Consider the following 26989-nt stretch of genomic DNA (forward strand, 5'->3'; position numbering starts at 1 on the left):
GGTCCTCCCTGTGGCTTCAGTGCTTCTGCTGCAGAATCCCCGACTGGGCAATCAGATAACCGAGCTGGGCGCGGCTGCCGCTGCCGAGGATGGCGGCGAGCTTGGCGATGTGGGCCCGGCAGGTACGGACGTTCATTCCGAGGCGGCGGGCGATGGCCTCGTCGACGTGGCCCTCGATGAGGAGCTTCGCTATGGAGTGCTGGATGTCGTTGATACCGCCGGGCGCGGTCTCGTAGGGTGCGCCCGCGCTCAGGGGGACCGAGCGGCCCCACATGAACTCGAAGACCCTGATCAGGTAACGGACGAGGCCCGGATGGCGGAGTTCCAGAGCGACTTGCTGATCGTCCCGGGCGGGGATGAAGGCGACGGTCTCGTCGCACACGATGAGCCGTTCCACCACCTCGTCGATGGTGCGGTACTCGGCCTTCCCCTTCGACAACTGGTCCACGTAGGCCAGCTTCTCGGGGCTGTAGCGCGCAGTGTGCTGATAGAGGGTCCGGATGCGCACGCCGCGCTCGATCAGCGGCCGGTCCCGCTCGAGGCCCTGGGTGAGGCTGCGCTCGGAGAAGCGGTCGTCGCTCGGCTGGATGGTGAGCATCTCGGTGTGGCACTGGGCCGTGGCCGCGTTGAGCGCGGCGTTGATCCGCGCGCCTCCCTCCAGCACCGTGATGGAGTGGTCGGTCGTCGCCGACTGCGCGCTGAGCGCGAGGAACGGCTCAAAGAGGTCCGCAAGTTGGATGGACAGCCGTCGGCGGTCCGTGATCTCCCGCTCGATCGGGTGGAGTCGCTCGGCCAGCGCGACCGACGGGTGTACGGGGCACAGCCAGTCCGTGTCGTCCGGATCCGGGTGGAGAAGGTCGAACTCCACGAGGCAGGGGGCACTTTCGGCATCCGCCCGGCGGATCCTCCCCCGGCGGAGGGCGTTCGCGTAAAGTCGGCCACCTTCCTCACAAAGTTCGGTCACCGCATGGGGATGCGTCGCCTTAGTCTGATTTGCCACGAAATCTCCACCCCCCAGGGTCCTGAACATGCAGGAACATGATGCATCGATCCTGTGGCCATGACGTGCTGGAATGAGCCATCGTCTTATCCGACGGGGGAAAAGGAGACTTTCAAGTGAGGACGAAGCCGACTATGCGTAAGAGAATGCTTCGCTCGGTGCTTGTGGCCGCCTTCTCCGCCGTTGCGGTCTTCGGAGCGATGAGTGGTCACTCCGGAGCTAAGAGCGACGATCGGGCGGACAGCCACTGGCCGGCGGTCGTGATCGCGGGTCCTGCCGACTCGCACTGGCCGGCAGTCGTGATCGCGGGTCCTGCCGACTCGCACTGGCCGGGCTCTCCCGCGGCAGTTGAATCCGGAGAGCTGATGTGACCACTCCACCCGACGACCGTTCCTTCCGCCGCGAGATGGCCACGGCCTATCGCTCCGGTTGGCACTTCATCGACCTGGTCACCGCCATCCCCCACAGCGGCGACTCGCTGATGGTGACCGTCTTCGGTGAACCGGTCGTCGTGACGAGGGACGAGGACGGTGACGTCCGGGCGTACCGGTGTCTGCGGCGGCCTCGGGGGGCGCCGCAGCCCGTACGGTGTGCCGTCCGTTACGGAATGATCTTCGTCAATCTGGACCAGAGGGACCACCGCCAGGTGGCGGCACCACCCTCGGTCCTCAGAACCATCTCCGCCACCCCCCGCAGTGCCTGACGCGATTCCCCCGTCGTAACAGATCGCTCAGGTGCTTCCCCCCGCAGCGGCGTCACCGTGACCTGAACACGGTGACGCCGCTGTTGTTTTCCCCGGAAATCTTCGGGTACCGGCGGATTCGATCACTGGCCGAAAATGGCCACCGCCCGGCGTACCGCCGCCTCGCCTCCGCGTGCCGCCGCGCGGAGGCGCACTCCTTCCTCGCCCTTCCTGCCCCGGGAAAGCTCCGGCTTCACCTTGAGTGGAATAGACTCAAGTTTGTGTACGCTGATTGAGTCAGCACTGGGAGATGTGGCAGAGAGCGCTCGTCAAGGAGGAGAGAAGCGACCGTGGACGCCGAGCTGACCAACAGGAGCCGTGACGCGATCAACGCGGCAGGCAACCGGGCCGTACGGGAGGGGCACCCCGACCTGACCCCCGCCCACCTGCTCCTCGCCCTGCTCGAGGGGCAGGAGAACGAGAACATCATCGATCTGCTGTCGGCCGTCGACGCCGACCAGGCCTCCGTCCGCTCAGGCGCCGAGCGCGTGCTCGCGTCCCTGCCCAGCGTGACCGGCTCCACGGTCGCGCCGCCGCAGCCCAACCGCGAGCTGCTCGCCGTGATCGCGGACGCGCAGAGCAGGGCGGCCGACCTCGGGGACGAGTACCTGTCCACCGAGCACCTGCTCATCGGCATCGCCGCGAAGGGCGGCGCGGCCGGCGAGGTGCTGTCCGGGCAGGGCGCCAACGCCAGGAAGCTGCAAGACGCCTTCTCGAAGGCGAGGGGAGGACGCCGGGTGACCACACCCGACCCCGAGGGCCAGTACAAGGCCCTGGAGAAGTTCGGCACGGACTTCACCGCGGCGGCGCGCGAGGGCCGCCTCGACCCGGTGATCGGCCGGGACCAGGAGATCCGCCGCGTCGTGCAGGTGCTGTCGCGCCGCACCAAGAACAACCCGGTCCTCATCGGCGAGCCCGGCGTCGGCAAGACGGCCGTCGTCGAGGGCCTCGCCCAGCGGATCGTCAAGGGCGACGTGCCCGAGTCCCTGAAGGACAAGCGGCTGGTGGCGCTGGACCTCGGGGCGATGGTCGCGGGGGCGAAGTACCGCGGCGAGTTCGAGGAGCGGCTGAAGACCGTCCTGGCGGAGATCAAGGACTCCGACGGCCGGATCATCACCTTCATCGACGAGCTGCACACCGTCGTCGGCACGGGCGCGGGCGGCGACTCCGCGATGGACGCCGGCAACATGCTCAAGCCCATGCTGGCCCGCGGCGAGCTCCGCATGGTCGGCGCCACGACGCTCGACGAGTACCGGGAGCGGATCGAGAAGGACCCGGCGCTGGAGCGGCGCTTCCAGCAGGTGATGGTCGCCGAGCCCAGCGTGGAGGACTCCATCGCGATCCTGCGCGGTCTCAAGGGCCGCTACGAGGCCCACCACAAGGTGCAGATCAACGACTCGGCGCTGGTGGCCGCCGCGACCCTGTCCGACCGGTACATCACCTCCCGCTTCCTGCCCGACAAGGCGATCGACCTCGTCGACGAGGCCGCCTCCCGGCTGCGCATGGAGATCGACTCCTCCCCGGTGGAGATCGACGAACTCCAGCGCGGTGTCGACCGGTTGCGCATGGAGGAGCTGGCGCTCGACAAGGAGACCGACGCGGCCTCGCGCGAGCGGCTGGAGAAGCTGCGCCGCGACCTCGCCGACAAGGAGGAGGAGCTGCGCGGCCTGACCGCCCGCTGGGAGAAGGAGAAGCAGGCCCTCAACCGGGTCGGTGAGCTGAAGGAACGGCTGGACGACCTGCGCGGCCAGGCCGAACGTGCCCAGCGCGACGGCGACTTCGACACCGCCTCCAAGCTGCTGTACGGCGAGATCCCGGACCTGGAGAAGGAGCTGGAGGCCGCCTCGCAGGCCGAGGAGGAGGCCGCCAAGGACACCATGGTCAAGGAGGAGGTCGGCCCCGACGACATCGCCGACGTGGTCGCCTCCTGGACCGGGATCCCGGCCGGCCGTCTGCTGGAGGGCGAGACGCAGAAGCTGCTGCGCATGGAGGAGGAGATCGGCCGGCGGCTCATCGGCCAGTCCGAGGCGGTGCGCGCCGTCTCCGACGCGGTACGCCGCAGCCGGGCCGGCATCGCGGACCCCGACCGGCCGACGGGCTCGTTCCTCTTCCTCGGCCCGACCGGCGTGGGAAAGACCGAGCTCGCCAAGGCGCTCGCCGACTTCCTCTTCGACGACGAGCGGGCCATGGTCCGCATCGACATGTCGGAGTACGGCGAGAAGCACAGCGTGGCCCGGCTCGTCGGCGCCCCGCCCGGCTACGTCGGCTACGAGGAGGGCGGCCAGCTCACCGAGGCGGTGCGCCGCCGCCCGTACAGCGTGGTGCTGCTCGACGAGGTGGAGAAGGCCCACCCGGAGGTCTTCGACATCCTGCTGCAGGTGCTGGACGACGGCCGCCTCACGGACGGCCAGGGCCGCACGGTCGACTTCCGCAACACCATCCTGGTGCTGACCTCGAACCTGGGCAGCCAGTACCTGGTCGACCCGCTGACGAGCGAGGAGGAGAAGAAGGAGCAGGTCCTGGAGACGGTCCGCACCTCCTTCAAGCCGGAGTTCCTCAACCGCCTGGACGACCTGGTGGTCTTCTCGGCCCTGTCCAAGGAGGAGCTGAGCCGGATCGCCGGGCTCCAGATCGACCGGCTCGCCCGCCGCCTGTCCGAGCGCCGCCTGACCCTGGACGTCACCCCCGAGGCCCTGGCCTGGCTCGCCGAGGAGGGCATGGACCCGGCCTACGGCGCCCGCCCGCTGCGCCGCCTGGTGCAGACCGCCATCGGCGACCGCCTCGCCAAGGAGATCCTCTCCGGCGAGATCAAGGACGGCGACACGGTCCGCGTCGACCGCTTCGGCGAGGGCCTGCTGGTGGGCCCAGCGACCGGCAAGACGCTCTAGGTGTATTGATCACGAGCGTTGTTAACGCGGGCCAGGCTTGATCACGGCGAAGGCCTCCGTGTGTGGTGGAGGTGTCGAATCTTCACCGCACGGAGGCCTTCGTGTCCCACCGTAATGCCCGGCTGACCGTTCACGGCAGGCGGCTGCTGATCGAGCGTGTCCGCTCTGGCCGTCCCGTCGCGCATGTGGCCGCCGAGATGGGCATCTCGCGGCCCACTGCCCACAAGTGGCTGCGCCGCTGGAGGCAGGAGGGGGAAGCCGGTCTGTACGACCGGTCCAGCCGGCCCCGCAAGACGCCGCACCGCACTCCCGCTGCGATCGAGGCCCAGGTCTGCCGCCTGCGACAAGACCGCAAGCTGGGTCCGGCCCGGATCGGTCCGATCCTGGGACTGCCCGCCTCGACCGTGCACCGGGTCCTGGCCCGGCACGGCCTGAACCGTCTGGCCTTCCTGGACCGGCCGACGGGACAGGTCATCCGCCGCTACGAGCGCAGCCGGCCCGGCGAACTGATCCACGTCGACGTCAAGAAACTCGGCCGCATCCCCGACGGCGGAGGCTGGCGCGTCCACGGCCGAGCCGCCTGCCCCGACCGACGGCGCACGACCGGTTTCGACTACATCCATTCCGCTGTCGACGACCACAGCCGCCTGGCTTACAGCGAGGTCCACCCGGACGAGAAGGCCGCCACCTGCGCGGCCTTCCTGACCCGGGCCGCAGCCTTCTTCGCCACCTGCGGCATCGGCCGCATCGAACGCGTACTGACCGACAACGCGTGGCCCTACCGCAAGAGCTTCGCCTGGCGGCAGGCGCTGGACGACCTCGGCGCGGCCGGCAAGCTCACCCGCGCCTACCGGCCGCAGACCAACGGCAAGGTCGAACGCTTCAACCGCACCCTGCTCGACGAATGGGCCTACCTGCGGCCCTACACCAGCAACACCGAACGCACCGACGCCCTGACAGACTTCCTGCACACCTACAATCACCACCGCTGCCACACCGCACTCGGAGGCAAGCCACCGATCAGCCGCGTCAACAACGCTCCAGGTCAATACACCGGTGTCTGACACATGCCCGCGGCGTCGCCCGCGCTCATGTGTCAGACACCCCCTGGCCCCGCGCGGTCCGCCACCACGGCGGGTGGCGGACCGCGTCACACCGTGAACGCCGGAAACCGTGTCAGGGCCGGCGCGGGAAGTGCCGTGGGTCGGCCGTTCAGTGGGTACTCGGAGGCGGACAGCACCCTCATGGCCTCCCCCTCCGTTCGCCGGACGTCCACCTGACGGCCGGATCATGTCAGCCCACGGCTGACAGCCTCCCGGAGGGCTTGCCACCCCCCTCCCCGGATGAGGGAGGATGGCGAGATCCGTACGAAGGGAAAAACACGGTGAGCATCGACCCGTCCTCGATTCCGAACTTCGGGGGCCAGCCCGAGCCGCAGCCCCAGGGACCGGCGGGCCCCGTCGTCCCGGATCAGGACCTCGTGAAGCAGCTCCTGGACCAGATGGAGCTCAAGTACGTCGTCGACGACGAGGGCGACCTCGCGGCGCCGTGGGAGCAGTTCCGTACGTACTTCATGTTCCGCGGCGAGGCGGACCAGCAGGTCTTCTCGGTGCGGACGTTCTACGACCGGTCCCACAAGATCGACGAGAAGCCGCAGCTGCTGGAGTCCGTCGACGACTGGAACCGGCGGACCCTGTGGCCCAAGGTGTACACCCACACCCACGACGACGGCACCGTCCGCCTCATCGGCGAGGCGCAGATGCTGATCGGCATGGGCGTGAGCCTGGAGCACTTCGTCTCCTCGACGGTCAGCTGGGTGCGGGCCGCCATCGAGTTCGACCGGTGGCTCGTCGAGCAGCTCGGCCTCGAAGAGGAGCTCAACGAGGCGGACAAGCCCGTTGAACAGGACGTCGACGACGCGGACAAGCCCCAGGACGACGAGGAGTAGTCCCCCGCCCGTCACGCACAACGGCGGGAGCCCGGCCCCGGACGCGAGTCAGCACTGACCGTGTCCGGGACCGGGCTCTTCGCCGTGGTGGCGCGGATCCCGGCTCACAGGCTCCCGAGGCGGGACACGGCCTCGCTCAGGACGTCCGTCCGCTTGCAGAAAGCGAAGCGGACCTGGGTGCGGCCGGCCTCCCGGTCGTCGTAGAAGACGGCGTTCGGGATGGCGACCACGCCGCAGCGCTCGGGCAGGGCGCGGCAGAAGGCGATGCCGTCCTTCTCGCCGAGCCGGGCGATGTCGGTGGTGATGAAGTACGTGCCCCGGGGGCGGAAGACCTCGAAGCCCGCGTCGGCCAGGCCGGAGGCGAGCAGGTCGCGCTTGGCGCGCAGGTCGTCGCGGAAGCCGCTGAAGTGGCTGTCGGGGAGGGCGAGCGCCTCGGCGATCGCGTACTGGAACGGCCCGGCGCTCACATAGGTGAGGAACTGCTTGGCCGAGCGGACCGCCGCGACCAGGGGAGCGGCGGCGGTGACCCAGCCGACCTTCCATCCCGTGAAGGAGAACGTCTTGCCGCTCGAAGAGATGCCGACCGTGCGTTCGCGCATGCCGGGGAAGATGGCGAGCGGGATGTGCTCGGCGTCGTCGTACACCAGGTGCTCGTACACCTCGTCCGTCACCACGAGCAGGTCGCGTTCGACGGCGAGCCGTGCGATCTCGGCCAGCTCGGCGCGGGTGAGGACGGTGCCGGTCGGGTTGTGCGGGGTGTTCAGGAGCAGCAGCCGGGTCCGCGGGGTCACCGCGTCGCGCAGTTCGTCCAGGTCGAGCCGGAACCCGGCGTTCTCCCCGTGGTGCGGCCGGAGGGTCACCGGCACCCGCTTCGCGCCCGCCATCGCGATGCAGGCGGCGTAGGAGTCGTAGTACGGCTCCAGGGCGATCACCTCGTCGCCGGGCTCCAGGAGTGCCAGCAGCGCCGCCGCGATCGCCTCGGTGGCGCCCGCGGTGACCAGCACCTCGGTGTCCGGGTCGTAGGAGAGCCCGTACCGCCGCCGCTGGTGCTCCGCGACCGCCGTGCGCAGCTCGGGGACGCCCGGCCCCGGCGGGTACTGGTTGCCCCGCCCGTCGCGCAGGGCGCGCACGGCCGCCTCCCGGATCTCCTCGGGGCCGTCGGTGTCGGGGAAGCCCTGCCCCAGGTTGATCGACCCGGTCCGCACGGCGAGCGCGGACATCTCGGCGAAGATCGTCGTACCGAACTCGGCGAGCCGGCGGTTGAGGAGCGGGCGTGCGCTGGAGGTCATGCGGCCATCCTCCGTCCAAGCCCTGGACTTCCTCAACTCACCCTCACGGACCGGACGGCCCACGGACGGCCCGGTGTCCGCCGCGTTGCGGCCCAGGGTTTTGAAAGGGGCAGGCGGCGTGCGTACCGCCGGCCTGCCCCTCTCCTAAGAGCAATTCATGAGGTGGTACTACTTCGCCCAGACCTCAATCCCCGTGACGGTGTTACCGGGGTTGTCCGAGTAGTAGCCCGGCTGCAGAGTGACCAGCCGGGTGCCGTAGCCGCAGCCGGTGCCGGGCGTGATGTGCCAGAACTCAATGCGGTAGGACGTCTGGTTCGAGACGGACTTGGCGCCCGTGAAGGGGTAGCAACCGGGCGTTACAGACATAACGGTCCTGGTGCCGGTCCTGTTCGTCCCCGACCATCCGCAGACGTTCCCTTTCGGGCAGGTATTGGGATCGGCCGCCGCAGCCGGTGTGGCAAAGGTGCCGCCCAGCAGTGCGCCGGCCACGGCCACAGTCGTCAGGCTTTTCTTGAGCATGCTCATATGAGGCTCCTTGTATCTCTGATTGACGGACCTCGGGATGCTAGCCCGGGGGGTTGCAGCTCTACCAGGGCATGGCAAGACGTCAACTACCAGGCAAATCAAGTCAGTTGACATCGGTGACTGTCCCTGTTTCGTCGAGCGCACAGGCCACCCACGAGGCGCTCGCCGTGCGCTCGCGGTTTCATCGCAGGGAGCCTCAGAAGTTGCTCAAGTGTGCTTTGGCCGGTCCGGTGGCCGGGCATCTCCCGGGCACGCTGCGAGGCGCCCACGGGGGGTCGCTTCGGCAACAACGTCCCGGCGGTGTCCGGCGGGCGTCCGGGGGAACGGTCCCCGACGCGGTCGGCGGGTTCCGGGGCCGGAGGGAGGGTGACGCCATGGTTCTGGGCATCGTCCTGGCGGTGATCGCGGTGCTGTGCCTGGCGGCCGCGGCGGCGGGGCGCCGCAGGGCCCGCCGCGACCGGTTCGCCAAGTCGTACCGCGGCCGGCGCACGGGGTCGGCCGGGGGAGGCGTGAGGGGCGGGGCCGCCGGCTGGTGGGCCTCGTCGGACAGTGGTGGCGGTTGCTCGTCCGGTGGCGGCCATCACTCGGGAGGGGGTCACTCGGGCGGGGGACATCACTCGTGTGGGGGTCACTCCTGTGGAGGAGGCTCGTCGTGCGGGGGCGGATCGTCGTGCGGAGGAGGCGGATGCGGGGGAGGCAGCTGACACGGGGCAGCCGAGCTCCACGGGGGAACCGCATCCGGGCCGGCGCGCCCGTCGGGAGGCAGTCTCCGGCGGGCGCACCGGCCCCGGCACGCGGCTCCTGCCACTCGCCGAGGTTGAACAGTTGAGCTGTGGGGCCCTCTGAGGGATGGAAACCGCACGAAGTTGGGTAAAAACCCTGTGGTGGAACCGCAGTTCATGATTGCCTCTACCGACGCAGCCCCTCGGACGTCCCGCACACCCCCCTCCCGAGCTGGGCTGACCGGACCGCCGTCCCCGTGTCCACCGGGGCGTGCCGGCCCGTTCCTCCCTTTCTTTTTCTTTGCGTGCTAGCGGAGCCGATCCATGCTCACGACCCTGAACACCTCCTACACCGACACGCGCGCGGCCGACCTCGCCTGGGCCCTGGGACGCGAGCCGCTGCCCGCACTGGCCACCCTCGACCTCGAACACGCCGGGGCCAAACTCCAGTTGAGACTCCTCGGCGCGTCCCACCAGGTGCTCCTCGAGGAGGAGCGGGGAAGCTGTTCGGAGACCGTGGCGTGCATCCCGGGCTCCAGCACCCCGCTGCCGCTCGGCGTCGCCAAGCGGTCCGACGACTGGGAGTACGAGTTCGCCGCCCGCGTCGAGTTCCTCTCGCCGGGCTCGTTCACCGGCCGCGCCCAGGAGCTGCTGGCCCTCGTCTCCGAGCATCCGCACGGCCTGGCGGGCGTCTTCCCGGGCAGCCCGAACGCGTTCACCGCGATGCTGGCCCAGTGGCACGACGGCCAGGTGCACTGGCGGACCTGGCACGCCTACCCGCAGGACGGGCAGTTGGTGGCGACCAGGACCAGAGTGGGGGTGCGCCGCTCCGCCTTGGCGGGAGCGAGTTGAGCGCGGGTAAACCTGCGCTGAGCGTCAACTTCCGTCCCCACTCGTTTGGGTGACGAAGCGTCCCACTCCTGTGACGTAACGTCACTGGGGTGATCGAATCGCACGCCCCGGCCCCGCCCGGCGCGGCGCCGCCCTTCGGCGGCCCCGCGCGACTGCCCGTCCGGCCGGGAACCGGCCGGTTCCTCGTCCTCGCGGGGGTGTTCGTCTGCGCGGCCTGCGGACTCGTGTACGAGCTCGAACTCGTCGCGCTGGCCTCGTACCTGATCGGCGACTCGGTCACCCAGGCGTCCATCGTGCTGTCCGTCATGGTGTTCGCGATGGGCATCGGCTCGCTCGCCGCGAAGCGGCTGCGCCGGCACGCCGCCGTCGCCTTCGGCGCGATCGAGGCGACGCTCGCGCTGGTGGGCGGGTGCAGCGCCATGGCGTTGTACGCGGTGTTCGCCTGGACCGGCGGCTGGGGCGGTGTGTGGGCCAACGGTCCGCGCTGTCTGCTGGTCGCCTTCTCCCTGGCCATCGGCCTGCTGATCGGGGCGGAGGTGCCGCTGCTGATGGAGCTGATCCAGCGGATCCGGCGCCAGGACGCGGGCGGCGCGGTCGCCGACCTGTTCGCGGCGGACTACGTGGGCGCGCTCGTCGGCGGTCTCGCCTTCCCGTTCCTCCTGCTGCCGCTGCTCGGGCAGTTGACCGGGGCGCTGGTGACCGGCGCCGTCAACGCCGTGGCGGGCGGCGTCCTCGTACTCGGCCTCTTCGCACGGGACCTGACCCCGCGCGGCCGCTGGCTGCTCATCGTCGCCAACCTCGCCGTGCTCGGCCTGCTCGCCTCGCTCACCGCCCTGGTCGGCGACTTCGAACGGGCCGCGCGGCAGGCGATGTACGGCGGGGACGTCCGGGTGGCGCTGCGGACCGGCGAGCAGGAGGTGGTCCTCACCGGCGGCACCCGGGGCCGTCCGCTGCGCCTGTTCCTCGAGGGGCGGCTGCGGGTCAGCGGCCGCGACGAGCTCCGGTACCACGAGGCGCTGGTCCACCCCGCGATGACCGGGCCGCACGCGCGGGTGCTGATCCTCGGCGGCGGCGACGGACTCGCCGCGCGCGAGGTGCTGCGGCACCCCGGCGTCGAGCGGGTGGACGTCGTCGAGCGCGACCCGGCCCTCGTCCGGCTGGCGCGCGGCGACCCGGCACTGGCCCGGCTCGACGAGCACGCCTTCGACGACCGGCGCGTGCGTGTGAGCACCGCCGACGCCTTCGACTGGCTGCGCGGGGCGCCGGCGGCGGCGTACGACGTGGTGATCGAGGACCTCCCGGATCCGGCCATCACGGCGAGCACGAAGCTGTACGCGCAGGAGTTCTACGGCCTCGCCCGGCGGGCGCTGGCACCCGGCGGGCGGCTGGTGGTGCACGCCGGGCCGGTCTCCTCCCGGCCCCGGGCGTTCTGGACGGTGGAGGCCACGGTCCGGGCCGCCGGGCTGCGTACGCTGCCGTACCGCGTGGACGGCCGCGACTCCGGTGTGGCGGCCGGGCCCGACGGTACGGTCTCGCGCCCCCCGCGTGACTGGGGCTTCGTGCTGGCGTCCCGTATGCCGCCCGCCCTCCGCCTGGACCCGCGGGCGCCCGCTCCCCGCACACTCACGCCGGAGTCGCTCACGGCGGCCGCCCGCGCGGCGGCCCGCACCCGCGTCCCCGGCGTTCCGCCATCGACGCTCGTTCACCCCCGGTACACGGACTGAACGGGATGCGCGGCCGGCACGCGAGGAGGGGGGACGGGTTGTGGGCGAGGGGAGGGTAATCGGGGGCGGCACTGGGTACCCTCGGCTGACATGGAGCACGAGGTGTTCGTTCCGGTTCCGGCTCGGCAACTGCGGAAGGCGCTCGCCGATCCGGCGCGGGTTGCCCGGGCGGTTCCCGGGCTCCAGCAGGACGCGGGCGGCGAGCCCGTCACCGGCCGGCTCAAGCTGCGGATCGGCGGCCACTCCATCACGTACCGCGGCACGCTGCGTGTCCGCGCGCTCGGTGACGGCTCCTACGCCGTCGAGGGCGACGCGACGGAGTCCCGCGGCAGCGGCTCCGTGAAATTCGCGCTCACGCTGCGCCTCCGCGACACAGACGGCGGCTCCACCGTCACCTTCGACGGCACGGCCTCGGCCGATGGCCGCGTCACCGATCTCCCCGCGGACTCCGTGCACACCGCCGCGAACCGCCTCCTGACCCGCTTCACGGAGAACCTGTCCTCGGGCTCGCAGCAGCCGGAACCGGCCACCGCGGACTCGGACGGCGCGGAGCGGGAGGGGGCCGAGCCGGCGGCCGCCCGGTCGGAGGACAGCGGGCAGGAGGCCGCCGAGTCGGCTGCCGACGACTCGGACGGCGGCGGGGAGCCGGAGGAGCCCGAACCGGAAGGATCCGATCCGTCCGAGGACGACGGGGTCGTCGGGCTGGCCGAGGAGGCGACCGAGGACTTCGCTCCGCTGTCGAGTGGGGACTTCGAGGCCGCGCCGGACGCGGACGACGCCCCCGCGCCGCCGCTCGGGGACGACGGTGGGGCCCGCCCGGCCGGACCGTCCGGGCGCGGTTCCCTCTTCGACGCCGATGTTCCGCCCTCCTCCCTCGACCCGTTGGCCGACGAAGAGGACGAGGACGACGAGCCTCCCGTCTCCGACGACTTCGCCGAGACCGCCGAGCCGCCCGCCGAGGCGGCCCACGCCCGGCGGACGATGATCGGCCGCAGCGCCGAGGAGGTCGACCACGCCCCGCCCCGCGGCCGCTACGCCCCCGTCCCCGCCCCGCTGACCGTCTCCGCCGGCCCGACCCTCCGCTGGGCGGTCCCCGCGGCGGCGCTGGTCGTCGCGTCGGTGATCGTCGCGGGCCGGGCCTTGAGGCGCCGCCGCTGAGCACGGCCCCGGCGCCGTGCCGCCTGCTCGGTCGCCGAGCGGCATCCTCACGGCTTGCGCTGCCGTCCCCGCCGAGCCCCCGACGCCGCGACTCCCGCCCGGCCGTTGAGCGCCGCCCGCGGCTTCGCGGTTCCTGTCCCGGCGCCGCCGGCCGTCTCCGCCGGTCCGACCCTCCGCCGGGCGGCGCCCGCGGCGGTGCTGGTCGTGGCGTCGGTGATCAATCATGGGCCGTGGCCTCAGGTGCCGTCCTGAGGGTGGCCTCGATGCCGCGTCTCCCGGCCGGCCGTTGAGCGCCGCCCGCAGCTTCGAGCTCTGGTCCCGGCGGCGCCGGCCGTTTTCGCCGAGCCCCTCCGTCGGGCGGCGCCCGCGGCGCGCTGGTCGTGGCGTCGGTGTTCGTCGTGGGCCGGGGCCTGAGGCGCCGCCGCTGAGCATGGCCCCGGCGCCGTGCCTCCCGCTCGGTTGCCGAGCGGCGTCCTTACCGCTTTGCGCTTCCGTCCCCGCCCCGGGGCCCCCGATGGGCGGCCCCGGGCGGGGCCGCTGAGGGCGGCTTGGACGCCACGTCTCCCGCCCGGCCCGGCCGTTGAGCGCCGCCCGCGGCTTCGCGCTCCTGTCCCGGCGCCGCCGACCGTTTCCGCCGGTCCGACCCTCCGCCGGGCGGCGCCCGCGGCGGTCGTGGCGTCCACGATCGTCGTGGGTCGGAGCCTCAGGCGTCGCCGCTGAGCGCGGCCCCTCCCGCATCGCTCCCGCCCCCCACCCGACCGCGGCGCAAAACGCCTTCTTGATCTGCCCGCTAGCCTCGTGGGGTGAGTAACGAAGACATCACGCTGACCGCGGGTGACGCGGAAGCGGTCGTGCAGCCGGGCAATGGCGGGCGCGTCGGGAGTCTGCGCGTCGGCGGGCTCGAACTGCTCCGCCAGGGAGAGCGTTTCGGCTGCTTCCCGATGGTCCCCTGGTGCGGCCGGATCCGCGACGGCCGCTTCCACGACGGCGCCACCGTCCACCAGATGCCGCTCAACTCCCCACCGCACGCCATCCACGGCACCGCCCGCGACGGCGCCTGGCGCACCGCCCGCACCTCCGCCACCGAGGCGGTGATCACGTACGACCTCGTCGCCCCCTGGCCCTACCCCGGCCGCGTCACCCAGGCCGTCGCCCTGACCGAGGACGCCCTGACGCTGACGATGTCCGTGGAGACGTACGAGTCCTCCTTCCCGGCGCAGATCGGCTGGCACCCCTGGTTCAACCGCACCCTCGAAGGTCCCGGCGCCCAGGACGCCCGCGTCGCCTTCCAGCCCGCCTGGCAGGAGGAGCGCGGCGACGACCACCTGCCCACCGGCCACCGCGTCGAGCCCGAGCCCGGCCCCTGGGACGACTGCTTCGGCATGCCCGGCGGAGTCGACGTCACGCTCACCTGGCCCGGACAGCTGGAGCTGAGGGTGACCAGCCGTGAGGAATGGGTCGTCGTCTACGACGAGCAGCAGGCCGCGGTGTGCGTGGAACCGCAGACCGGCCCGCCCAACGGCCTCAACACCCTCCCGCGCCTGGTCACCCCGCTGGAGCCGCTGGAGGCCTCGACGACCTGGACCTGGCACCGCGCTTAAGCTGACTGTCATGAGCGACGTTCGCGGCGAGCTGCTGCAGCAGATCAAGGACAAGGCCGTGGTGCACGGCAGGGTGACGCTGTCGTCCGGTCTTGAGGCCGACTACTACATCGACCTGCGCCGCGTCACCCTCGACGGCGAGGCGGCCCCGCTGGTCGGTCAGGTGCTCCTGGACCTGACCGCCGACCTCGACTTCGACGCGGTGGGCGGCCTGACGATGGGCGCCGACCCCGTCGCGGCCTCCATGCTGCACGCCGCCGCCGCGCGCGGGCGCAGGCTCGACGCCTTCGTGGTCCGCAAGGCCGCAAAGGCGCACGGTATGCAACGGCGCGTGGAGGGCCCGGAGATCAGGGGCCGCCGCGTCCTGGTGGTGGAGGACACCTCCACCACGGGCGGCTCCCCGCTCACCGCCGTCGAGGCGGTCCGCGAGGCGGGCGCCGAGGTGGTCGCCGTTGCGACGATCGTCGACCGGGCCACGGGCGCGGCCGAGAAGATCAGCGAGGGCGCCGGAGTGCCCTACGTCTTCGCGTACTCGAAGGACGACCTCGGACTCGACTGAGCCGGACCGGACCGGGACGGCCCGGGTCCGCACCGCGCGACCCGGTCGCCCACCGGCCGGGCAGGGTGTCCTCCACAACAGGCAACGTCTGCGAAGATGGGGCCGACGATGACGTCACTCCCTAGGTCAGGGCCGTAAGTACGCAGAACGCACCCCGCACATACAAGGAGCGGACAGATGCCCATCGCAACCCCCGAGGTCTACAACGAGATGCTCGACCGGGCGAAGGCAGGCAAGTTCGCCTACCCGGCCATCAACGTCACCTCCTCCCAGACCCTGAACGCGGCCCTGCGCGGCTTCGCGGAGGCGGAGAGCGACGGCATCGTCCAGATCTCCACGGGTGGTGCGGAGTTCCTGGGCGGCCAGTACAGCAAGGACATGGTCACCGGCGCCGTCGCCCTGGCCGAGTACGCGCACATCGTCGCCGAGAAGTACCCGGTCAACATCGCGCTGCACACGGACCACTGCCCGAAGGACAAGCTCGACGGGTACGTGCGTCCGCTGCTCGCGATCTCCGAGGAGCGCGTCAAGGACGGCCGCAACCCGCTGTTCCAGTCCCACATGTGGGACGGCTCCGCCGAGACCCTCGCCGACAACCTGGCCATCGCCCAGGAACTGCTCGTCCGCACCGCCGCCGCCCGGATCATCCTCGAGGTGGAGATCACCCCGACGGGCGGCGAGGAGGACGGCGTCACCCACGAGATCAACGACAAGCTGTACACCACGGTCGAGGACGCGATCCGCACCGCCGAGGCCCTGGGCCTGGGCGACAAGGGCCGCTACCTGCTCGCCGCGTCCTTCGGCAACGTGCACGGCGTGTACAAGCCGGGCAACGTCGTGCTCCGCCCCGACCTGCTGAAGGAGCTGAACGAGGGCGTCGCCGCCAAGTACGGCCGCCCGGCCGGCAGCCAGCCGTTCGACTTCGTCTTCCACGGCGGCTCCGGCTCCACGGAGGAGGAGATCCGCACGGCGCTGGAGAACGGCGTGGTGAAGATGAACATCGACACCGACACCCAGTACGCCTTCACGCGTCCCGTCGCCGACCACATGTTCAAGAACTACGACGGCGTCCTCAAGGTCGACGGCGAGGTCGGCTCCAAGAAGACGTACGACCCGCGCACCTGGGGCAAGCCGGCCGAGGCGTCGATGGCCAAGCGCGTGGTGGAGGCCTGCGGCAACCTCCGCTCCACCGGCACGAAGATCAAGTAACTCCCGCTCTCCCGCGAGTCTTTCCCGACGGGTCCGGTGCCACGGCACCGGACCCGTCGTCCGTTCCGGCCGCCTGTCAGTCTGCGAGTCCGCGAGTCCGCGAGCCCGCTCGTCTGGCCCGGAGCCGGCCGGCGCGGGATGATCCCCTCATGGCTGTCACCGCACAGCACGCCCCCGCCGTGAGGATCTCCAGTCCCACCGGCCGCTGGATCCTGCTCACCACCGTGCTCGGCTCCAGCATGGCCATGCTGGACTCGACCGTCGTCAACGTCGCCCTGCCCCGCATCGGCCGCGACCTGGACGCCAACCTCGCCGCGCTGCAGTGGACGGTCAACGCCTACATGGTCACCCTGGCCGGCCTGATCCTCCTCGGCGGCTCACTCGGCGACCACTACGGCCGCCGCAGGATCTTCGTGCTCGGCGTCGTCTGGTTCGCCACCGCCTCCCTGCTGTGCGGCCTCGCCCCGAACGTGGGCATCCTCGTCGCCGCCCGCGCCCTGCAAGGGATCGGCGGCGCCCTCCTCACCCCCGGCTCGCTCGCCCTCATCCAGGCCTCCTTCCACCCGGACGACCGGGGCAGGGCGGTGGGCCTGTGGTCCGGCTTCGGCGGCATCGGCGCGGCCGTCGGCCCGTTCCTCGGCGGCTGGCTGGTGGCCGGCCCCGGCTGGCGCTGGGTCTTCCTGCTCAACGTCCCGCTGGCCCTGGTCTGCGCCCCCGTCGCCGTGCGCCACGTCCCCGAGTCCAGTGGGGCCGGTGCCGCCGCCGGGCGCGCCGCCCCGCCCGAGCGCGGCCGAGGTCCCGGGGGAGGCGCCGCGCACGGCCGCTTCGACGTGCTGGGCGCGGCCCTCGGCGCCCTGTCCCTGGCCCTGGTGACGTACGCCCTGATCGAGGCCCGCCACGGCACCCTGGCCGTCGCCCTGACCGCCGCCGCGGGTGTGCTCGCGGCCGTCGCCTTCGTGTACGTGGAGAGGCATCGCGCCGATCCGATGGTGCCGCCGGACATCTTCGCCTCCCGCCAGTTCACCGCCGTCAACCTGGTCACCCTGTGCGTGTACGCGGCCTTCGGCGGCTTCTTCTTCCTCACCGCCCTGCAACTCCAGGTGGTGGCCGGCTACTCACCGCTGAAGGCGGGCACCGCCCTCCTCCCGACCACCGTCCTCATGCTGCTGTTCTCGGCCCGCTCGGGCGCCCTCGCCGACCGCATCGGACCGCGCCTGCCGCTCACCGTCGGGCCGCTGCTGTGCGCGGTGGCGATGCTGCTGATGCTGCGGGTCGGCAAGGGCGCGGACTACCTCACGGACGTGCTCCCGGCCCTGCTGGTCATGGGCGCGGGCATGGTCACCCTGGTGGCCCCGCTCACCGCCACCGTGCTCGCCTCGGTGGACACCTCCCGTGCCGGGCTGGCCAGCGGCATCAACAACGCCGCCGCCCGCGCCGCCGGTCTGATCGCGGTGGCCGCGCTGCCGCTGCTGGCCGGGATGGGCCCGGAGGCGTACCGCTCGGCGGACGCCTTCGACGCCGCGTTCCGCCGGGCCATGCCGATCTGCGCGGCGATCCTGGTGGTCGGGGCGGTCCTCGCCTTCGCGGCCGTCCGCCGCCCGGCCAAGGGCTGCCGCCGGCCCGAGTGCCGCATCCACGGCAGTGTGACGACACCGCCGCTGGAAACGGGCCGCGGGGGTGCGGCCCCCGGCGCCGGTCCGGCTCCATGAGTCGTGGAAGGGGCCGTTCCGCTGCGGCCGGGATCGGCCGTCACCGGCGGCGGGCCATGCATCAGACTGGACCCCATGAGCATTCACGAGAACCTCCTGGGCGGTCCGCCGCCCACGCACCTTCCCGACGACCCGGAGCCCCGTGAGCTCCTCGCCAAGGGGACCTCGCCGGCCGAGGTGGCGGCGCGGTACCCGGCGTCGTCGCTGGCCTGGGCGCAACTCGCCGACGACGCCTTCGAGCGGGGGGCCGCCGTGGAGTCGTACGCGTACGCCCGTACGGGCTACCACCGCGGTCTGGACGCCCTGCGCCGCAGCGGCTGGAAGGGCCACGGTCCGGTCCCCTGGGAGCACGAGCCCAACCGTGGCTTCCTGCGCGCCCTGCACGCCCTCGCGCGCGCCGCCCAGGCGATCGGCGAGCAGGAGGAGTACCAGCGCTGCACGCAGTTCCTGAAGGACTCCTCGGAGACGGCCGCGCAGACGCTGGGCTGACCCCGTACGCGTGTGAGGCCCGCCCCCTCGACCGGGCGGGCCTTGCGATCTGTCCACGTGATGCGCAGGATGCGGATGGGGACCGGGGCCCCCGTGCCGGAATCGGCAGGGGCGGACCGCTACCCGGAGTACAACAGGAGACAGCGATGTCCCAACCGGCTCACCCGACTCCTCAGCCCGCTGAGGCTTCTGAGCCCGAGACCCCGCATCTCGACTTCGCGGGCACGACGCCGTACGAGGACTACGTCAAGGCGGACGTGCTCACCCACCTCCAGCACACCCTCTCCGACGACCCCGGAGAGATGGTCTTCCTGGTCACCACCCAGGTGATGGAGCTGTGGTTCACGGTCGTCGTCCACGAGTGGGAGACCGCGGCCCGCGCCCTGCGCTCGGACGACGTGCCGACGGCGATCGCCGCGCTGAAGCGTTCCGTACGGGAGCTCCAGGCGCTGAACGCCTCCTGGAAGCCGCTCGCCGGACTCACTCCGGCCCAGTTCAACAGCTACCGCGGCGCCCTCGGCGAGGGCTCCGGATTCCAGTCGGCGATGTACCGCCGCATGGAGTTCCTGCTCGGCGACAAGTCCGCCTCGATGCTCGTCCCGCACCGCGGCGCCCCCCGCGTCCACGCGGAACTGGAGAAGGCGCTGCACGAGCCGAGCCTGTACGACGAGGTGCTGCGGCTGCTCGCCCGCCGCGGGCACGCGGTCCCGGACGCCGTGCTCAGCCGCGACGTGTCGCTGCGCTACGAGCCCAGCGAGGAGGTCGAGGCCGTCTGGACGGCGCTCTACTCCGGTGACCAGGACGACGAACTCGCCCGGCTCGGCGAGGCGTTGACAGACGTCGCCGAACTGGTGTGGCGCTGGCGCAACGACCACCTCGTGGCCACCCGCCGCGCGATGGGAGCCAAGGCAGGCACGGGCGGCTCCGCCGGGGTGGCCTGGCTGGAGAAGCGGGCCCGGAAGAACGTCTTCCCCGAGCTGTGGACGGCGAGGTCCCATGTCTGAGCCGACGATCAGGGCGGAGAAGCTGGACGCCGCCGACGAACTCGCCGGGCTGCGCGACCGGTTCGTCCTCGACGAGGGCGTCTACCTGGACGGCAACTCGCTGGGCGCGCTCCCGGCGCACGTCCCGGACCGGGTCGGCGACGTCGTCCGCCGTGAGTGGGGCGAGCTGCGCATCCGCTCCTGGACGGAGAGCGGCTGGTGGACCGCGCCCGAGCGGGTCGGCGACCGGATCGCCCCGCTGGTCGGGGCCGCGCCGGGCCAGATCGTGGTGGGCGACTCGACCAGCGTGAACGTGTTCAAGGCGTTGGTGGCGGCGGTCCGGATGGCCCGGGAGTCCGGTGCGGGCGAGCGGGACGAGATCCTGGTCGACGCGACGACGTTCCCGACGGACGGGTACATCGCGGAGTCCGCCGCCCGGATGACGGGCTGCGTGCTGCGCCCGCTGACGCCGGCCGATGTGCCCGGCGCGCTGTCCGGGCGCACCGCCGCGGTCCTGCTGAACCACGTCGACTACCGCACCGGCCGGCTGCACGACCTGCCCTCCCTGACCGCCGCGGTGCACGCGGCGGGCGCGTACGCCGTCTGGGACCTGTGCCACAGCGCGGGCGCCCTGCCGGTGGGGCTGGACGAGCACGGGGTCCGCCTGGCGGTCGGCTGCACCTACAAGTACCTGAACGGCGGTCCGGGTTCGCCGGCCTTCCTGTACGTCCGCGACGAGGTGCAGAACCGCTTCGAGTCCCCGCTGCCAGGCTGGAACTCGCACGCCGAGCCCTTCGGCATGCGGCCCGGCTACGAACCGGCGGCGGGCGCGCTGCGCGGCCGGGTCGGCACCCCCGACATCCTCTCCCTGCTCGCCCTGGAGGCGGCGCTGGAGGTCTGGGACGGGGTGACGGTCGAGGCCGTACGCGCCAAGTCCCTCGCGCTGACGGACTTCTTCCTGGAGTGCGTCGCCGCGTACGTCCCCGCAGGGCGCGTGGAGGTGCTGACCCCGGCGGCCCACGGGGAGCGCGGCAGCCAGGTGGCCCTGCGCTGCCCGGACGCCGGGGACGTGATGAAGCGGCTGATCGGACGCGGGGTGGTCGGCGACTTCCGGCACCCCGACGTCCTGCGCTTCGGCTTCACCCCGCTCTACGTCGGGTTCGCGGACGTGGAGCGGGCGGCGCGGGCGCTGGCGGAGGAACTGGCCGGCTGACGTAGCGCGGGCGGCCGGCCTCCGGGCCGCGGTACGGCCGGCTTCCGCGCCGCGGTACGGCCGGCTTCCGCGCCGTCGTGCCGGTGGCCCCTGCCGGGCGTACCGGAACGGAGGTTTCCTGCCGCACGGTCCCGGATCGTGCGGCAGGACCGCTTGGCCTCACCCAGCGTGACATCCCCATGTCGGCGCACGTCACCCGCCTGATACCGTCCCGGCCAACAGCCGGTTGATTTCTTTCCCGGATCCCCAAAACCGTTTCACCGCTGAGAGGTTGGAGCATGCCGGAAGCCGACGCCCCCCTCCCCCGAGCGCTCGAGTCCGAGCGAACGGGCGGAAACCCCACCGCCGCGGAACCGGGGAACACCGGCGGCCGTGACGCGGCCGCGCGTGCCGCCGCGGAGGAGGAGTCGGTCTTCTCGCACGCGCCCGTCGAACCCGACGGTACGGCCGCCTACGGCGACCACCCCGACCAGGTCGTCGACTTCTACCGCCCGCGCGGCGCGGCCGGCCCCTCGGGGTCCTCCCCGCTCGTCGTGGTGCTGCACGGCGGCGCCTGGCGGGCCCCGTACGACCGTCGCCACATCACCCCGTTCGCGGACTTCCTCGCCCGCCGGGGCTTCGCCGTGGCCTGCGTGGAGTACCGGCGCGGCAGCGCCACCCCGGCGGGGCCGGGCGAGGAGCCGGTCGCGGGCCGCTGGCCGGACACGTTCGACGACGTGGCGGCGGCGCTCGACGCGCTGCCCGCGCTGGCCCGGGAGGCGCTCCCGCAGGCCGACATACGCCGCACGGTGCTCACCGGCCACTCGGCGGGCGGCCACCTGGCCCTGTGGGCGGCGGCCCGGCACGTCCTGCCCGCGGACGCGCCCTGGCGCACGGACGGTCCGGCCCCCCTGCGGGGCGTGGTCGCGCTCGCCCCCATCGCCGACTTCGCGGTCGCCGAGAAGCTGGACGTGTGCGGCGGGGCGGCCCGTCAACTGCTGGGCGGCGAGGAGGGGTTCGTCGAGCGGCAGCCCTACGCCGACCCGGCTCTGCTGCTGCCGACCGGCATCGCCACTGCCCTCGTCCAGGGGCGCGAGGACCTGGACGTACCGCAGGTGGTCGCGGAGTCCTACACCGAGGCCGCGGCGAAGGCGGGCGAGGTGGTGGGCCTGACCCTCCTGGAGGGGGTCGGCCACTTCCCCCTGATCGACCCGGCGGCCGACGCGTGCGCGGTGGTGGCGGAGGAGATCGCCCAGCTCGCGTGGTGACTCCGCCCGGGCACCGCGGTCCCGGTCGTACCCGTAGTGGTCGTACCCGTAGTACTTGAGAGCTACGGCCGCGAACACCTCCCTGGCGTGACGCGAGCTACGACTCCGGCTCCGTAATTTCCCTCCCATCCCGGCCCACTGGCCGGACGAAGCCGGAGGGGAATGAGCCGTGGGGCGTGAGCGGGAGAGGCGGGGCGTGGCCGCGAGGCCGGGCGGGGCCGCGGGCCTGGGCGGCGAGGTCGCGGGCCTGGGCGAGGTTGGGGGACGGGGTGCGGGTGCGGAGCCCGGGCCGGGTGCCGGGCCGGGTGCTGGTCCGGGGACGGGGCCGCATGCCGGTCCGGTGATGAGGCCGAGCGCAGGTCTGGGTGCGGGGCCATATGCCGGCCCGGTGGCGAGGCTGAGTGCCGGCTCAGGAGCAGAGCTGAGTTCCCGCCCGGGAACGGGGCCGAGTACCGGCGTGGGCCTGGGGCCGAGTGCCGGCCTGGGAGCAGACCTGAAATCCGGCCCGGGAGCGGGCTCCGATGCCGGCATGGCGATGGGCCCGGAGGCCGGTCCGAGTGCCGCGCGGGGAGCCGGGCCGCGCCCGGGAGTGGGCCTGAGCGCCGGCCCGGGGGCGGGCAAGAGTGCCCGCCCGGGCGCGGACCCGGGTGCCGGTCCAGGGGCGGGTCCGAATGTCGAGCCGGGGCCGGGGCCGGGACCTAGTGCCGGCCCGGGCGCGGGTCCGGGTACCGGTCCGGGTGCGGACCCGAGTGCCGGCCCGCGTGCGATGCCCGGTGTCGGGGCCGGGGGTGGCAGATGGCGTCGGGTCCTGCTCGCTCTCCTCGTGACCAGTGCCCTCGTGGTGCCCCTGTCGGCCGCGGCCCGCCCCCGGATTCCCGCGCCCGCCCCGGCGACTCTCGCGCCCCTGACCCCGACCACCCTGGACGCGGCCTACGGGGCGAACCGCGCCGACGCCGCCCGCGCCGCCGACATGGCCGCGGCGCACGGCGACACGCACCGCGCGGCCGTGGACCGGGCGCTGGCGTCGGCATCCCGTCGACTGCTCGCCTTCGACGGCCGAGGCTCCGGTCGCGCGACGGAGGTGTTCGGCGACCTGGCGCACGCCGACCGCACAGCGGTCCTGGTCCCGGGCTCCGACACCTCCCTGGACACCTACGACCGCTTCCGCAAGGGCGCGCTCGCCCTGTACCAGGAACTCGGCCGCGAGGCCGCGCCCGGTTCGCACCCGGCGGTCGTCGCCTGGCTCGGCTACGAGACGCCGGGCACGGTCAGCACCACGGTGCTCACCACGGGCCGCGCCGAACAGGCGGCCCCAGGTCTGAGGGAGCTGATACGCGACCTGCGCGCCGTGGCGGGCCGGGCGCCGCACATCACCCTGGTGTGCCACTCCTACGGTTCGGTGGTGTGCGGCCGCGCCGCGTCCGGCCTGGACGTGGACGACATCGCCCTCATCGGCAGCCCCGGCACCGGCGCGGACTCCGTACCCGCCCTGCACACCCGGGCCCGCGTCTGGGCGGCCCGCGGCGCCGGCGACTGGGTGGCGAACGTGCCGCACGTCCGCGCCGACCTCTTCGGCACGACCGTCGGCCTGGGCGCCGACCCCATGGACCCGGCCTTCGGCGCCCGCAGATTCACGGCCGGCAGCGGCGGCCACAGCGCCTACTTCACCCCCGGCTCCCCGTCCCTGACCAACCTGGCCCGGATAGTCCTGGGCGCCACGAACGAGGTGCAAGGTGACTGACCGCCTCCCACCAGCACTCACCCGCATACGAGCCGCAGCCCACCGCCTCCACCTCCGGACCCCGCCGGACCGGGACCGTGCGGTGGACGCCCTGCGGGCACTCGCCATCCTCGGTGTGGTCCTGGGGCACTGGCTGGTCACGGCCCTGGTCGCGGACACAAGCACCCAGCCCCGCCCCACCCTGCACACCGCGAGCCCCCTCCACTACATGCCCGCCCTGGCCCCGATCTCCTGGGCGTTCCAGACCCTCGCCGTGTTCTTCCTCGTCGGCGGGCACGTCGCCACCCGCAGCCACCTCTCGGCCCGTGCCCGCGGCACCGGCTACCCGCAGTGGCTCCGTGCCCGCCTGTCCCGTCTGTTCGGGCCGGTCGCGGCCGTACTGGCCCTGTGGACGGTCACCGCCGCCGCCCTCCTCCTGACCGGCGCGGACCTCGACACGGTCCACACCCTCGTGAAGCTGGCCCTGTCCCCCCTCTGGTTCCTCCTGGTCTTCGCCGTACTGACGGCGGCGACCCCGCTGCTCACCCGGCTCAGCCCCCTGTGGCCCCTGGCCGTCGTCCTGCACGTGGACCTCCTCCGCTTCGGCCTCGGCGCCCCCTCCTGGCTCGGCTGGCTGAACCTGCCGGCCGGCTGGCTCGTGCCGTACACCCTGGGAGCGGCCTGGACCCGCGGTGAGCTGGACCGCCGCCGCGCGGGCTGGACCCTGCTGATCTGCGGCGCGGCGGCGACCGCGGCCCTCGTCGCCTGGGCGGGCTACTCCGCGTCGATGGTCGGCGTTCCCGGGGCCGCGGTCTCCAACCTCAACCCGCCGACACTGGCGGCCGTCACCTTCGGCCTGGCCCAGTGCGGACTGGCCCTGCTGCTGCGCGAGCGGCTGCGCCGCGCGATGTCCCGCCCGCTCGCCTGGGCGGCGGTGGCACTGGTCAACCTCTCCGCGATGACGATCTTCCTCTGGCATCAGACGGCCCTGATGGCGACCTCCGCCACGGGCCTGCTCGCCGGCCGCCTCCCGGGACTGCACACGCTTCCCGACGGCCCCGGCTGGGTGGTGGCCCGGCTGGCCTGGCTCCCGGTCTTCGCCCTCGCGCTGGCCGTCTGCTGGACCGCGTTCCGCACCTGTGAGCAGGGCGGTGGCCGGCGCCGTTCCCGGGTGGTCCGGGCTCACCGTCCCGGGACGGCCACCGCACCAGACCCTAAAGTGGGCGCGTGATGCGATGGGAAAGCCGCGTCAGGCGTGGGCTGCGGGTGCTGCGCGACGACCTGTGGACCGCACGGCCGGATCCGCTGCCCCCGTCCGTCTGGCTGCGCTGGCTTCCGCACGGCGTCGTGTGGCTGGCCGCGTTCGCGGTGCTGCTGGGCGCCGCGGGCCACCTTTGGAGCGGCGCGCGGCTGGCCTTCGGGTATGCCTTCCTCGTCGCGCTCGGACAGGCCGGTGCGATGGTGCTGGCCCTGTGGCGGCCCATCCCGGCGTGGTGGCTGTCCATGGCGGCCACGCTGCTGGGGGCGGTGGCCCTGCACGGCCCGCTGGTCGCCGGTGATCTGCAGGGCTTCACCTGGCCCTGGACCACGTCCGGGATCATCGCCCACCTGTTCGTCCTGCTGCTGCTCGCCCTGCGGGTGCGCACCCGCGTCGCCGCGGAGGCGCTGGCCCTGACCGCCCTGGTCACCTACGTCCTCCAGGGCGTGTGGGGCGCCCCGCGCTACGAGCCCACCGGTGTTCTCGCGCTGGCGCTGTTCGCGGTCGTGGTGGTGCTGGGCACCGCCCTGCACGGCCGCCGCGAGGCCCGTGCGCAACTGGTGCAGCAGACCACGCTCACCGCGGAGGAGCGGGCCCGCCGCACGCTCCTGGAGGAGCGCAGCCGCATCGCCCGTGAGCTGCACGACGTGGTCGCCCACCACATGTCGGTGATCTCCATCCAGGCGCAGGTGGCACCACACCTCACACAGGACCCCTCGCCGGAGCTGAAGGAGAACCTCGACGGCATCCGGCAGAACGCGCTGGAGGCGCTCGGCGAACTGCGCCGGGTGCTCGGCGTGCTCCGTTCGGAAAACCCCGAGGACCCCTACGGCCTCGGCGAACCCGGCACCTGGGCCGCCCCGGACGCCCCGCAGCCCACCCTGAACCGCCTCGACGCCCTCGTCGAGAACACCCGCGCCGCCGGTCTGACGGTCACCATGGACATCGAGGACTCGCGGCGTGAGCAACGGCCGTATCCGCCGGCCGTGGAGCTGTCGGCGTACCGCATCGTCCAGGAGGCCCTGAGCAACGCCCTGCGGCACGCCCCGGGGTCGACGGTCCGCGTGGAAGTCAGCCACGTGCCCGACGGCCTGTTCCTGAGCGTGGTCAACTCCCGGCCCCGTGGGCCCGTCCAGCCCTCCCCGGGCGCCGGGCACGGCCTGCTCGGCATGCGCGAGCGGGCGACCATGCTGGGCGGGCACGTCACGGCCGCCAGGACACTGCACGGCGGCTTCGCGGTCACGGCCTTCCTCCCGCACGACGGCATCGCGCCCCTGACCGGGATCAGTCCGCCCCGCCTGCCCGTCATCTACACCGACCCGCCCGACGGCCCCGTCGTCCACGTCGAGCCGCCCGGCGCGCCCGCCGACCCCGCCCCGGTCACCGCCCCCAGCCCCAGCCCTGACGACGCCGCGCCCGCTCCCGGCTCACCGTCCCCGACAGGAGAGGACACTCCATGACGAGCGGCAGCATCCGCGTCCTCATCGCCGACGACCAGCAGATGGTGCGACAGGGGTTCACCGTGCTGCTCAACACGCAGCCGGACATCGAGGTGGTGGGCCAGGCGGTGGACGGCCTGGACGCCGTCGCCAGGGCCGCCGAGGTCTCCCCGGACGTCGTCCTGATGGACATCCGCATGCCCGAACTCGGCGGCATCGAGGCCACCCGCCGCATCACGACCGCCACCCCGGACATGAAGGTCCTCGTACTCACCACCTTCGACCTGGACGAGTACGTGTACGAGGCGCTGCGCGCCGGCGCGTCCGGCTTCCTGCTCAAGGACGCCTCCGCGGACCAGCTGGCCGAGGCGGTCCGGGTGATCGCGGCCGGAGACGCGCTGCTGGCACCGGGGATCACGCGCCGGCTGATCGCGGAGTTCTCCCGGTTGAAGAAGGACGCACCGCGCGCCCCGCTGAAGGCGCGCGTCGGCGTACTGACCGAGCGAGAGACGGAAGTACTCGCACTGATCGCGCAGGGCCTGTCCAACGCGGAGATCGCCGGGCATCTCGTCGTCGCCGAGCAGACCGTGAAGACCCACGTGGGCCGCATCCTGGTGAAACTGGGCCTCAGGGACCGCACGCAGGCGGCGGTGTTCGCCTACGAGTCGGGACTGGTCCGCCCCTCCGGGCACTGAGCGCGGGCAGCAGGGCGAT

Annotated in this window: 22 protein-coding genes; 19 read left to right on the forward strand and 3 right to left on the reverse strand. The window is 72.6% G+C overall.

What is annotated here, in order from left to right:
* Positions 1–16 precede the first annotated feature (16 nt).
* Positions 17–1030 carry a helix-turn-helix transcriptional regulator gene (locus tag ACF09J_RS05130; protein WP_392303984.1) on the reverse strand — a complete coding sequence of 338 codons (1014 nt, stop codon included), beginning with the start codon at positions 1028–1030 and terminating at the stop codon, positions 17–19.
* A gap of 337 nt (positions 1031–1367) precedes the next feature.
* On the opposite strand from ACF09J_RS05130, the gene ACF09J_RS05135 reads away from it, so the two are divergent.
* The 4 genes from ACF09J_RS05135 to ACF09J_RS05150 all read left to right on the forward strand — a co-directional run bounded on the left by ACF09J_RS05135 (position 1368) and on the right by ACF09J_RS05150 (position 6578).
* Positions 1368–1703 (forward strand): hypothetical protein, encoded by a 336-nt coding sequence (locus tag ACF09J_RS05135; protein ID WP_392303985.1) that lies wholly within the window; start codon positions 1368–1370, stop codon positions 1701–1703.
* A gap of 329 nt (positions 1704–2032) precedes the next feature.
* The gene (gene clpB, locus ACF09J_RS05140) at positions 2033–4630 is read left to right on the forward strand and encodes an ATP-dependent chaperone ClpB (protein WP_392303986.1); all 2598 of its coding nucleotides are present in this window, start codon (positions 2033–2035) and stop codon (positions 4628–4630) included.
* A gap of 101 nt (positions 4631–4731) precedes the next feature.
* The gene (locus ACF09J_RS05145; protein ID WP_392303987.1) at positions 4732–5694 is read left to right on the forward strand and encodes an IS481 family transposase; all 963 of its coding nucleotides are present in this window, start codon (positions 4732–4734) and stop codon (positions 5692–5694) included.
* A gap of 320 nt (positions 5695–6014) precedes the next feature.
* Positions 6015–6578, forward strand: coding sequence for a YbjN domain-containing protein (locus ACF09J_RS05150; RefSeq protein ID WP_392303988.1), 564 nt, complete (start codon positions 6015–6017; stop codon positions 6576–6578).
* A 104-nt stretch (positions 6579–6682) separates the two neighbouring features.
* Here ACF09J_RS05150 and ACF09J_RS05155 read toward each other — a convergent pair whose 3' ends face one another.
* On the reverse strand, positions 6683–7867 hold the full coding sequence (locus tag ACF09J_RS05155) for a pyridoxal phosphate-dependent aminotransferase (protein WP_392303989.1): 1185 nt from the start codon (positions 7865–7867) through the stop codon (positions 6683–6685).
* Positions 7868–8035: 168 nt separating this feature from the next.
* Positions 8036–8392: a peptidase inhibitor family I36 protein gene (locus ACF09J_RS05160; RefSeq protein WP_392303990.1), complete on the reverse strand. Its 357-nt coding sequence runs from the start codon at positions 8390–8392 to the stop codon at positions 8036–8038.
* A gap of 1046 nt (positions 8393–9438) precedes the next feature.
* On the opposite strand from ACF09J_RS05160, the gene ACF09J_RS05165 reads away from it, so the two are divergent.
* From ACF09J_RS05165 to ACF09J_RS05235, 15 genes are all read left to right on the forward strand, one after another.
* On the forward strand, positions 9439–9966 hold the full coding sequence (locus ACF09J_RS05165) for a DUF2617 family protein (protein ID WP_392303991.1): 528 nt from the start codon (positions 9439–9441) through the stop codon (positions 9964–9966).
* An 89-nt stretch (positions 9967–10055) separates the two neighbouring features.
* Positions 10056–11690 (forward strand): polyamine aminopropyltransferase, encoded by a 1635-nt coding sequence (locus ACF09J_RS05170; protein WP_392303992.1) that lies wholly within the window; start codon positions 10056–10058, stop codon positions 11688–11690.
* Positions 11691–11780: 90 nt separating this feature from the next.
* A complete protein-coding gene (locus ACF09J_RS05175; protein WP_392303993.1) occupies positions 11781–12848 on the forward strand; it encodes an SRPBCC domain-containing protein in 1068 nt (355 codons plus the stop codon).
* 803 nt (positions 12849–13651) lie between these two features.
* Entirely contained in the window at positions 13652–14449 is a 798-nt protein-coding gene (locus tag ACF09J_RS05180; protein ID WP_392303994.1) for an aldose 1-epimerase, read from the forward strand.
* A 10-nt stretch (positions 14450–14459) separates the two neighbouring features.
* Entirely contained in the window at positions 14460–15008 is a 549-nt protein-coding gene (gene pyrE / locus ACF09J_RS05185; protein ID WP_392303995.1) for an orotate phosphoribosyltransferase, read from the forward strand.
* Positions 15009–15185: 177 nt separating this feature from the next.
* A complete protein-coding gene (gene fbaA / locus ACF09J_RS05190) occupies positions 15186–16217 on the forward strand; it encodes a class II fructose-bisphosphate aldolase (RefSeq protein WP_392303996.1) in 1032 nt (343 codons plus the stop codon).
* Positions 16218–16366: 149 nt separating this feature from the next.
* On the forward strand, positions 16367–17926 hold the full coding sequence (locus tag ACF09J_RS05195) for an MFS transporter (RefSeq protein ID WP_392303997.1): 1560 nt from the start codon (positions 16367–16369) through the stop codon (positions 17924–17926).
* A gap of 75 nt (positions 17927–18001) precedes the next feature.
* Positions 18002–18415 (forward strand): DUF3151 domain-containing protein, encoded by a 414-nt coding sequence (locus ACF09J_RS05200; protein ID WP_392303998.1) that lies wholly within the window; start codon positions 18002–18004, stop codon positions 18413–18415.
* A gap of 146 nt (positions 18416–18561) precedes the next feature.
* On the forward strand, positions 18562–19419 hold the full coding sequence (locus ACF09J_RS05205; protein ID WP_392303999.1) for a tryptophan 2,3-dioxygenase family protein: 858 nt from the start codon (positions 18562–18564) through the stop codon (positions 19417–19419).
* Positions 19412–20611: a kynureninase gene (gene kynU, locus ACF09J_RS05210; RefSeq protein WP_392304000.1), complete on the forward strand. Its 1200-nt coding sequence runs from the start codon at positions 19412–19414 to the stop codon at positions 20609–20611. Before ACF09J_RS05205 ends, kynU begins: the two co-directional genes overlap by 8 nt.
* Before the next feature lie 278 nt (positions 20612–20889).
* Positions 20890–21858: an alpha/beta hydrolase gene (locus ACF09J_RS05215; protein ID WP_392304001.1), complete on the forward strand. Its 969-nt coding sequence runs from the start codon at positions 20890–20892 to the stop codon at positions 21856–21858.
* 766 nt (positions 21859–22624) lie between these two features.
* Positions 22625–23599 (forward strand): alpha/beta hydrolase, encoded by a 975-nt coding sequence (locus ACF09J_RS05220; RefSeq protein WP_392304002.1) that lies wholly within the window; start codon positions 22625–22627, stop codon positions 23597–23599.
* A 25-nt stretch (positions 23600–23624) separates the two neighbouring features.
* A complete protein-coding gene (locus ACF09J_RS05225) occupies positions 23625–24809 on the forward strand; it encodes an acyltransferase (RefSeq protein ID WP_392304176.1) in 1185 nt (394 codons plus the stop codon).
* Entirely contained in the window at positions 24809–26296 is a 1488-nt protein-coding gene (locus ACF09J_RS05230) for a histidine kinase (protein ID WP_392304177.1), read from the forward strand. Before ACF09J_RS05225 ends, ACF09J_RS05230 begins: the two co-directional genes overlap by 1 nt.
* Entirely contained in the window at positions 26293–26970 is a 678-nt protein-coding gene (locus ACF09J_RS05235) for a response regulator (RefSeq protein ID WP_392304003.1), read from the forward strand. Before ACF09J_RS05230 ends, ACF09J_RS05235 begins: the two co-directional genes overlap by 4 nt.
* Positions 26971–26989: the final 19 nt, after the last annotated feature.

Source organism: Streptomyces sp. NPDC014889, from assembly GCF_043081205.1.
GTDB lineage: Bacteria > Actinomycetota > Actinomycetes > Streptomycetales > Streptomycetaceae > Streptomyces.

What these genes read in the sequence shown, in the direction of transcription:
- ACF09J_RS05130 (WP_392303984.1), bottom strand. Translation starts at nt 1,030, where the DNA reads ATGTTCAGGACCCTGGGGGGTGGAGATTTCGTGGCAAATCAGACTAAG.
- ACF09J_RS05230 (WP_392304177.1), top strand. Translation starts at nt 24,809, where the DNA reads ATGCGATGGGAAAGCCGCGTCAGGCGTGGGCTGCGGGTGCTGCGCGAC.
- ACF09J_RS05235 (WP_392304003.1), top strand. Translation starts at nt 26,293, where the DNA reads ATGACGAGCGGCAGCATCCGCGTCCTCATCGCCGACGACCAGCAGATG.
- ACF09J_RS05200 (WP_392303998.1), top strand. Translation starts at nt 18,002, where the DNA reads ATGAGCATTCACGAGAACCTCCTGGGCGGTCCGCCGCCCACGCACCTT.
- pyrE (WP_392303995.1), top strand. Translation starts at nt 14,460, where the DNA reads ATGAGCGACGTTCGCGGCGAGCTGCTGCAGCAGATCAAGGACAAGGCC.
- ACF09J_RS05175 (WP_392303993.1), top strand. Translation starts at nt 11,781, where the DNA reads ATGGAGCACGAGGTGTTCGTTCCGGTTCCGGCTCGGCAACTGCGGAAG.
- ACF09J_RS05155 (WP_392303989.1), bottom strand. Translation starts at nt 7,867, where the DNA reads ATGACCTCCAGCGCACGCCCGCTCCTCAACCGCCGGCTCGCCGAGTTC.
- ACF09J_RS05205 (WP_392303999.1), top strand. Translation starts at nt 18,562, where the DNA reads ATGTCCCAACCGGCTCACCCGACTCCTCAGCCCGCTGAGGCTTCTGAG.
- fbaA (WP_392303996.1), top strand. Translation starts at nt 15,186, where the DNA reads ATGCCCATCGCAACCCCCGAGGTCTACAACGAGATGCTCGACCGGGCG.
- ACF09J_RS05215 (WP_392304001.1), top strand. Translation starts at nt 20,890, where the DNA reads ATGCCGGAAGCCGACGCCCCCCTCCCCCGAGCGCTCGAGTCCGAGCGA.
- kynU (WP_392304000.1), top strand. Translation starts at nt 19,412, where the DNA reads ATGTCTGAGCCGACGATCAGGGCGGAGAAGCTGGACGCCGCCGACGAA.
- ACF09J_RS05165 (WP_392303991.1), top strand. Translation starts at nt 9,439, where the DNA reads ATGCTCACGACCCTGAACACCTCCTACACCGACACGCGCGCGGCCGAC.
- ACF09J_RS05160 (WP_392303990.1), bottom strand. Translation starts at nt 8,392, where the DNA reads ATGAGCATGCTCAAGAAAAGCCTGACGACTGTGGCCGTGGCCGGCGCA.
- ACF09J_RS05220 (WP_392304002.1), top strand. Translation starts at nt 22,625, where the DNA reads ATGCCCGGTGTCGGGGCCGGGGGTGGCAGATGGCGTCGGGTCCTGCTC.
- ACF09J_RS05195 (WP_392303997.1), top strand. Translation starts at nt 16,367, where the DNA reads ATGGCTGTCACCGCACAGCACGCCCCCGCCGTGAGGATCTCCAGTCCC.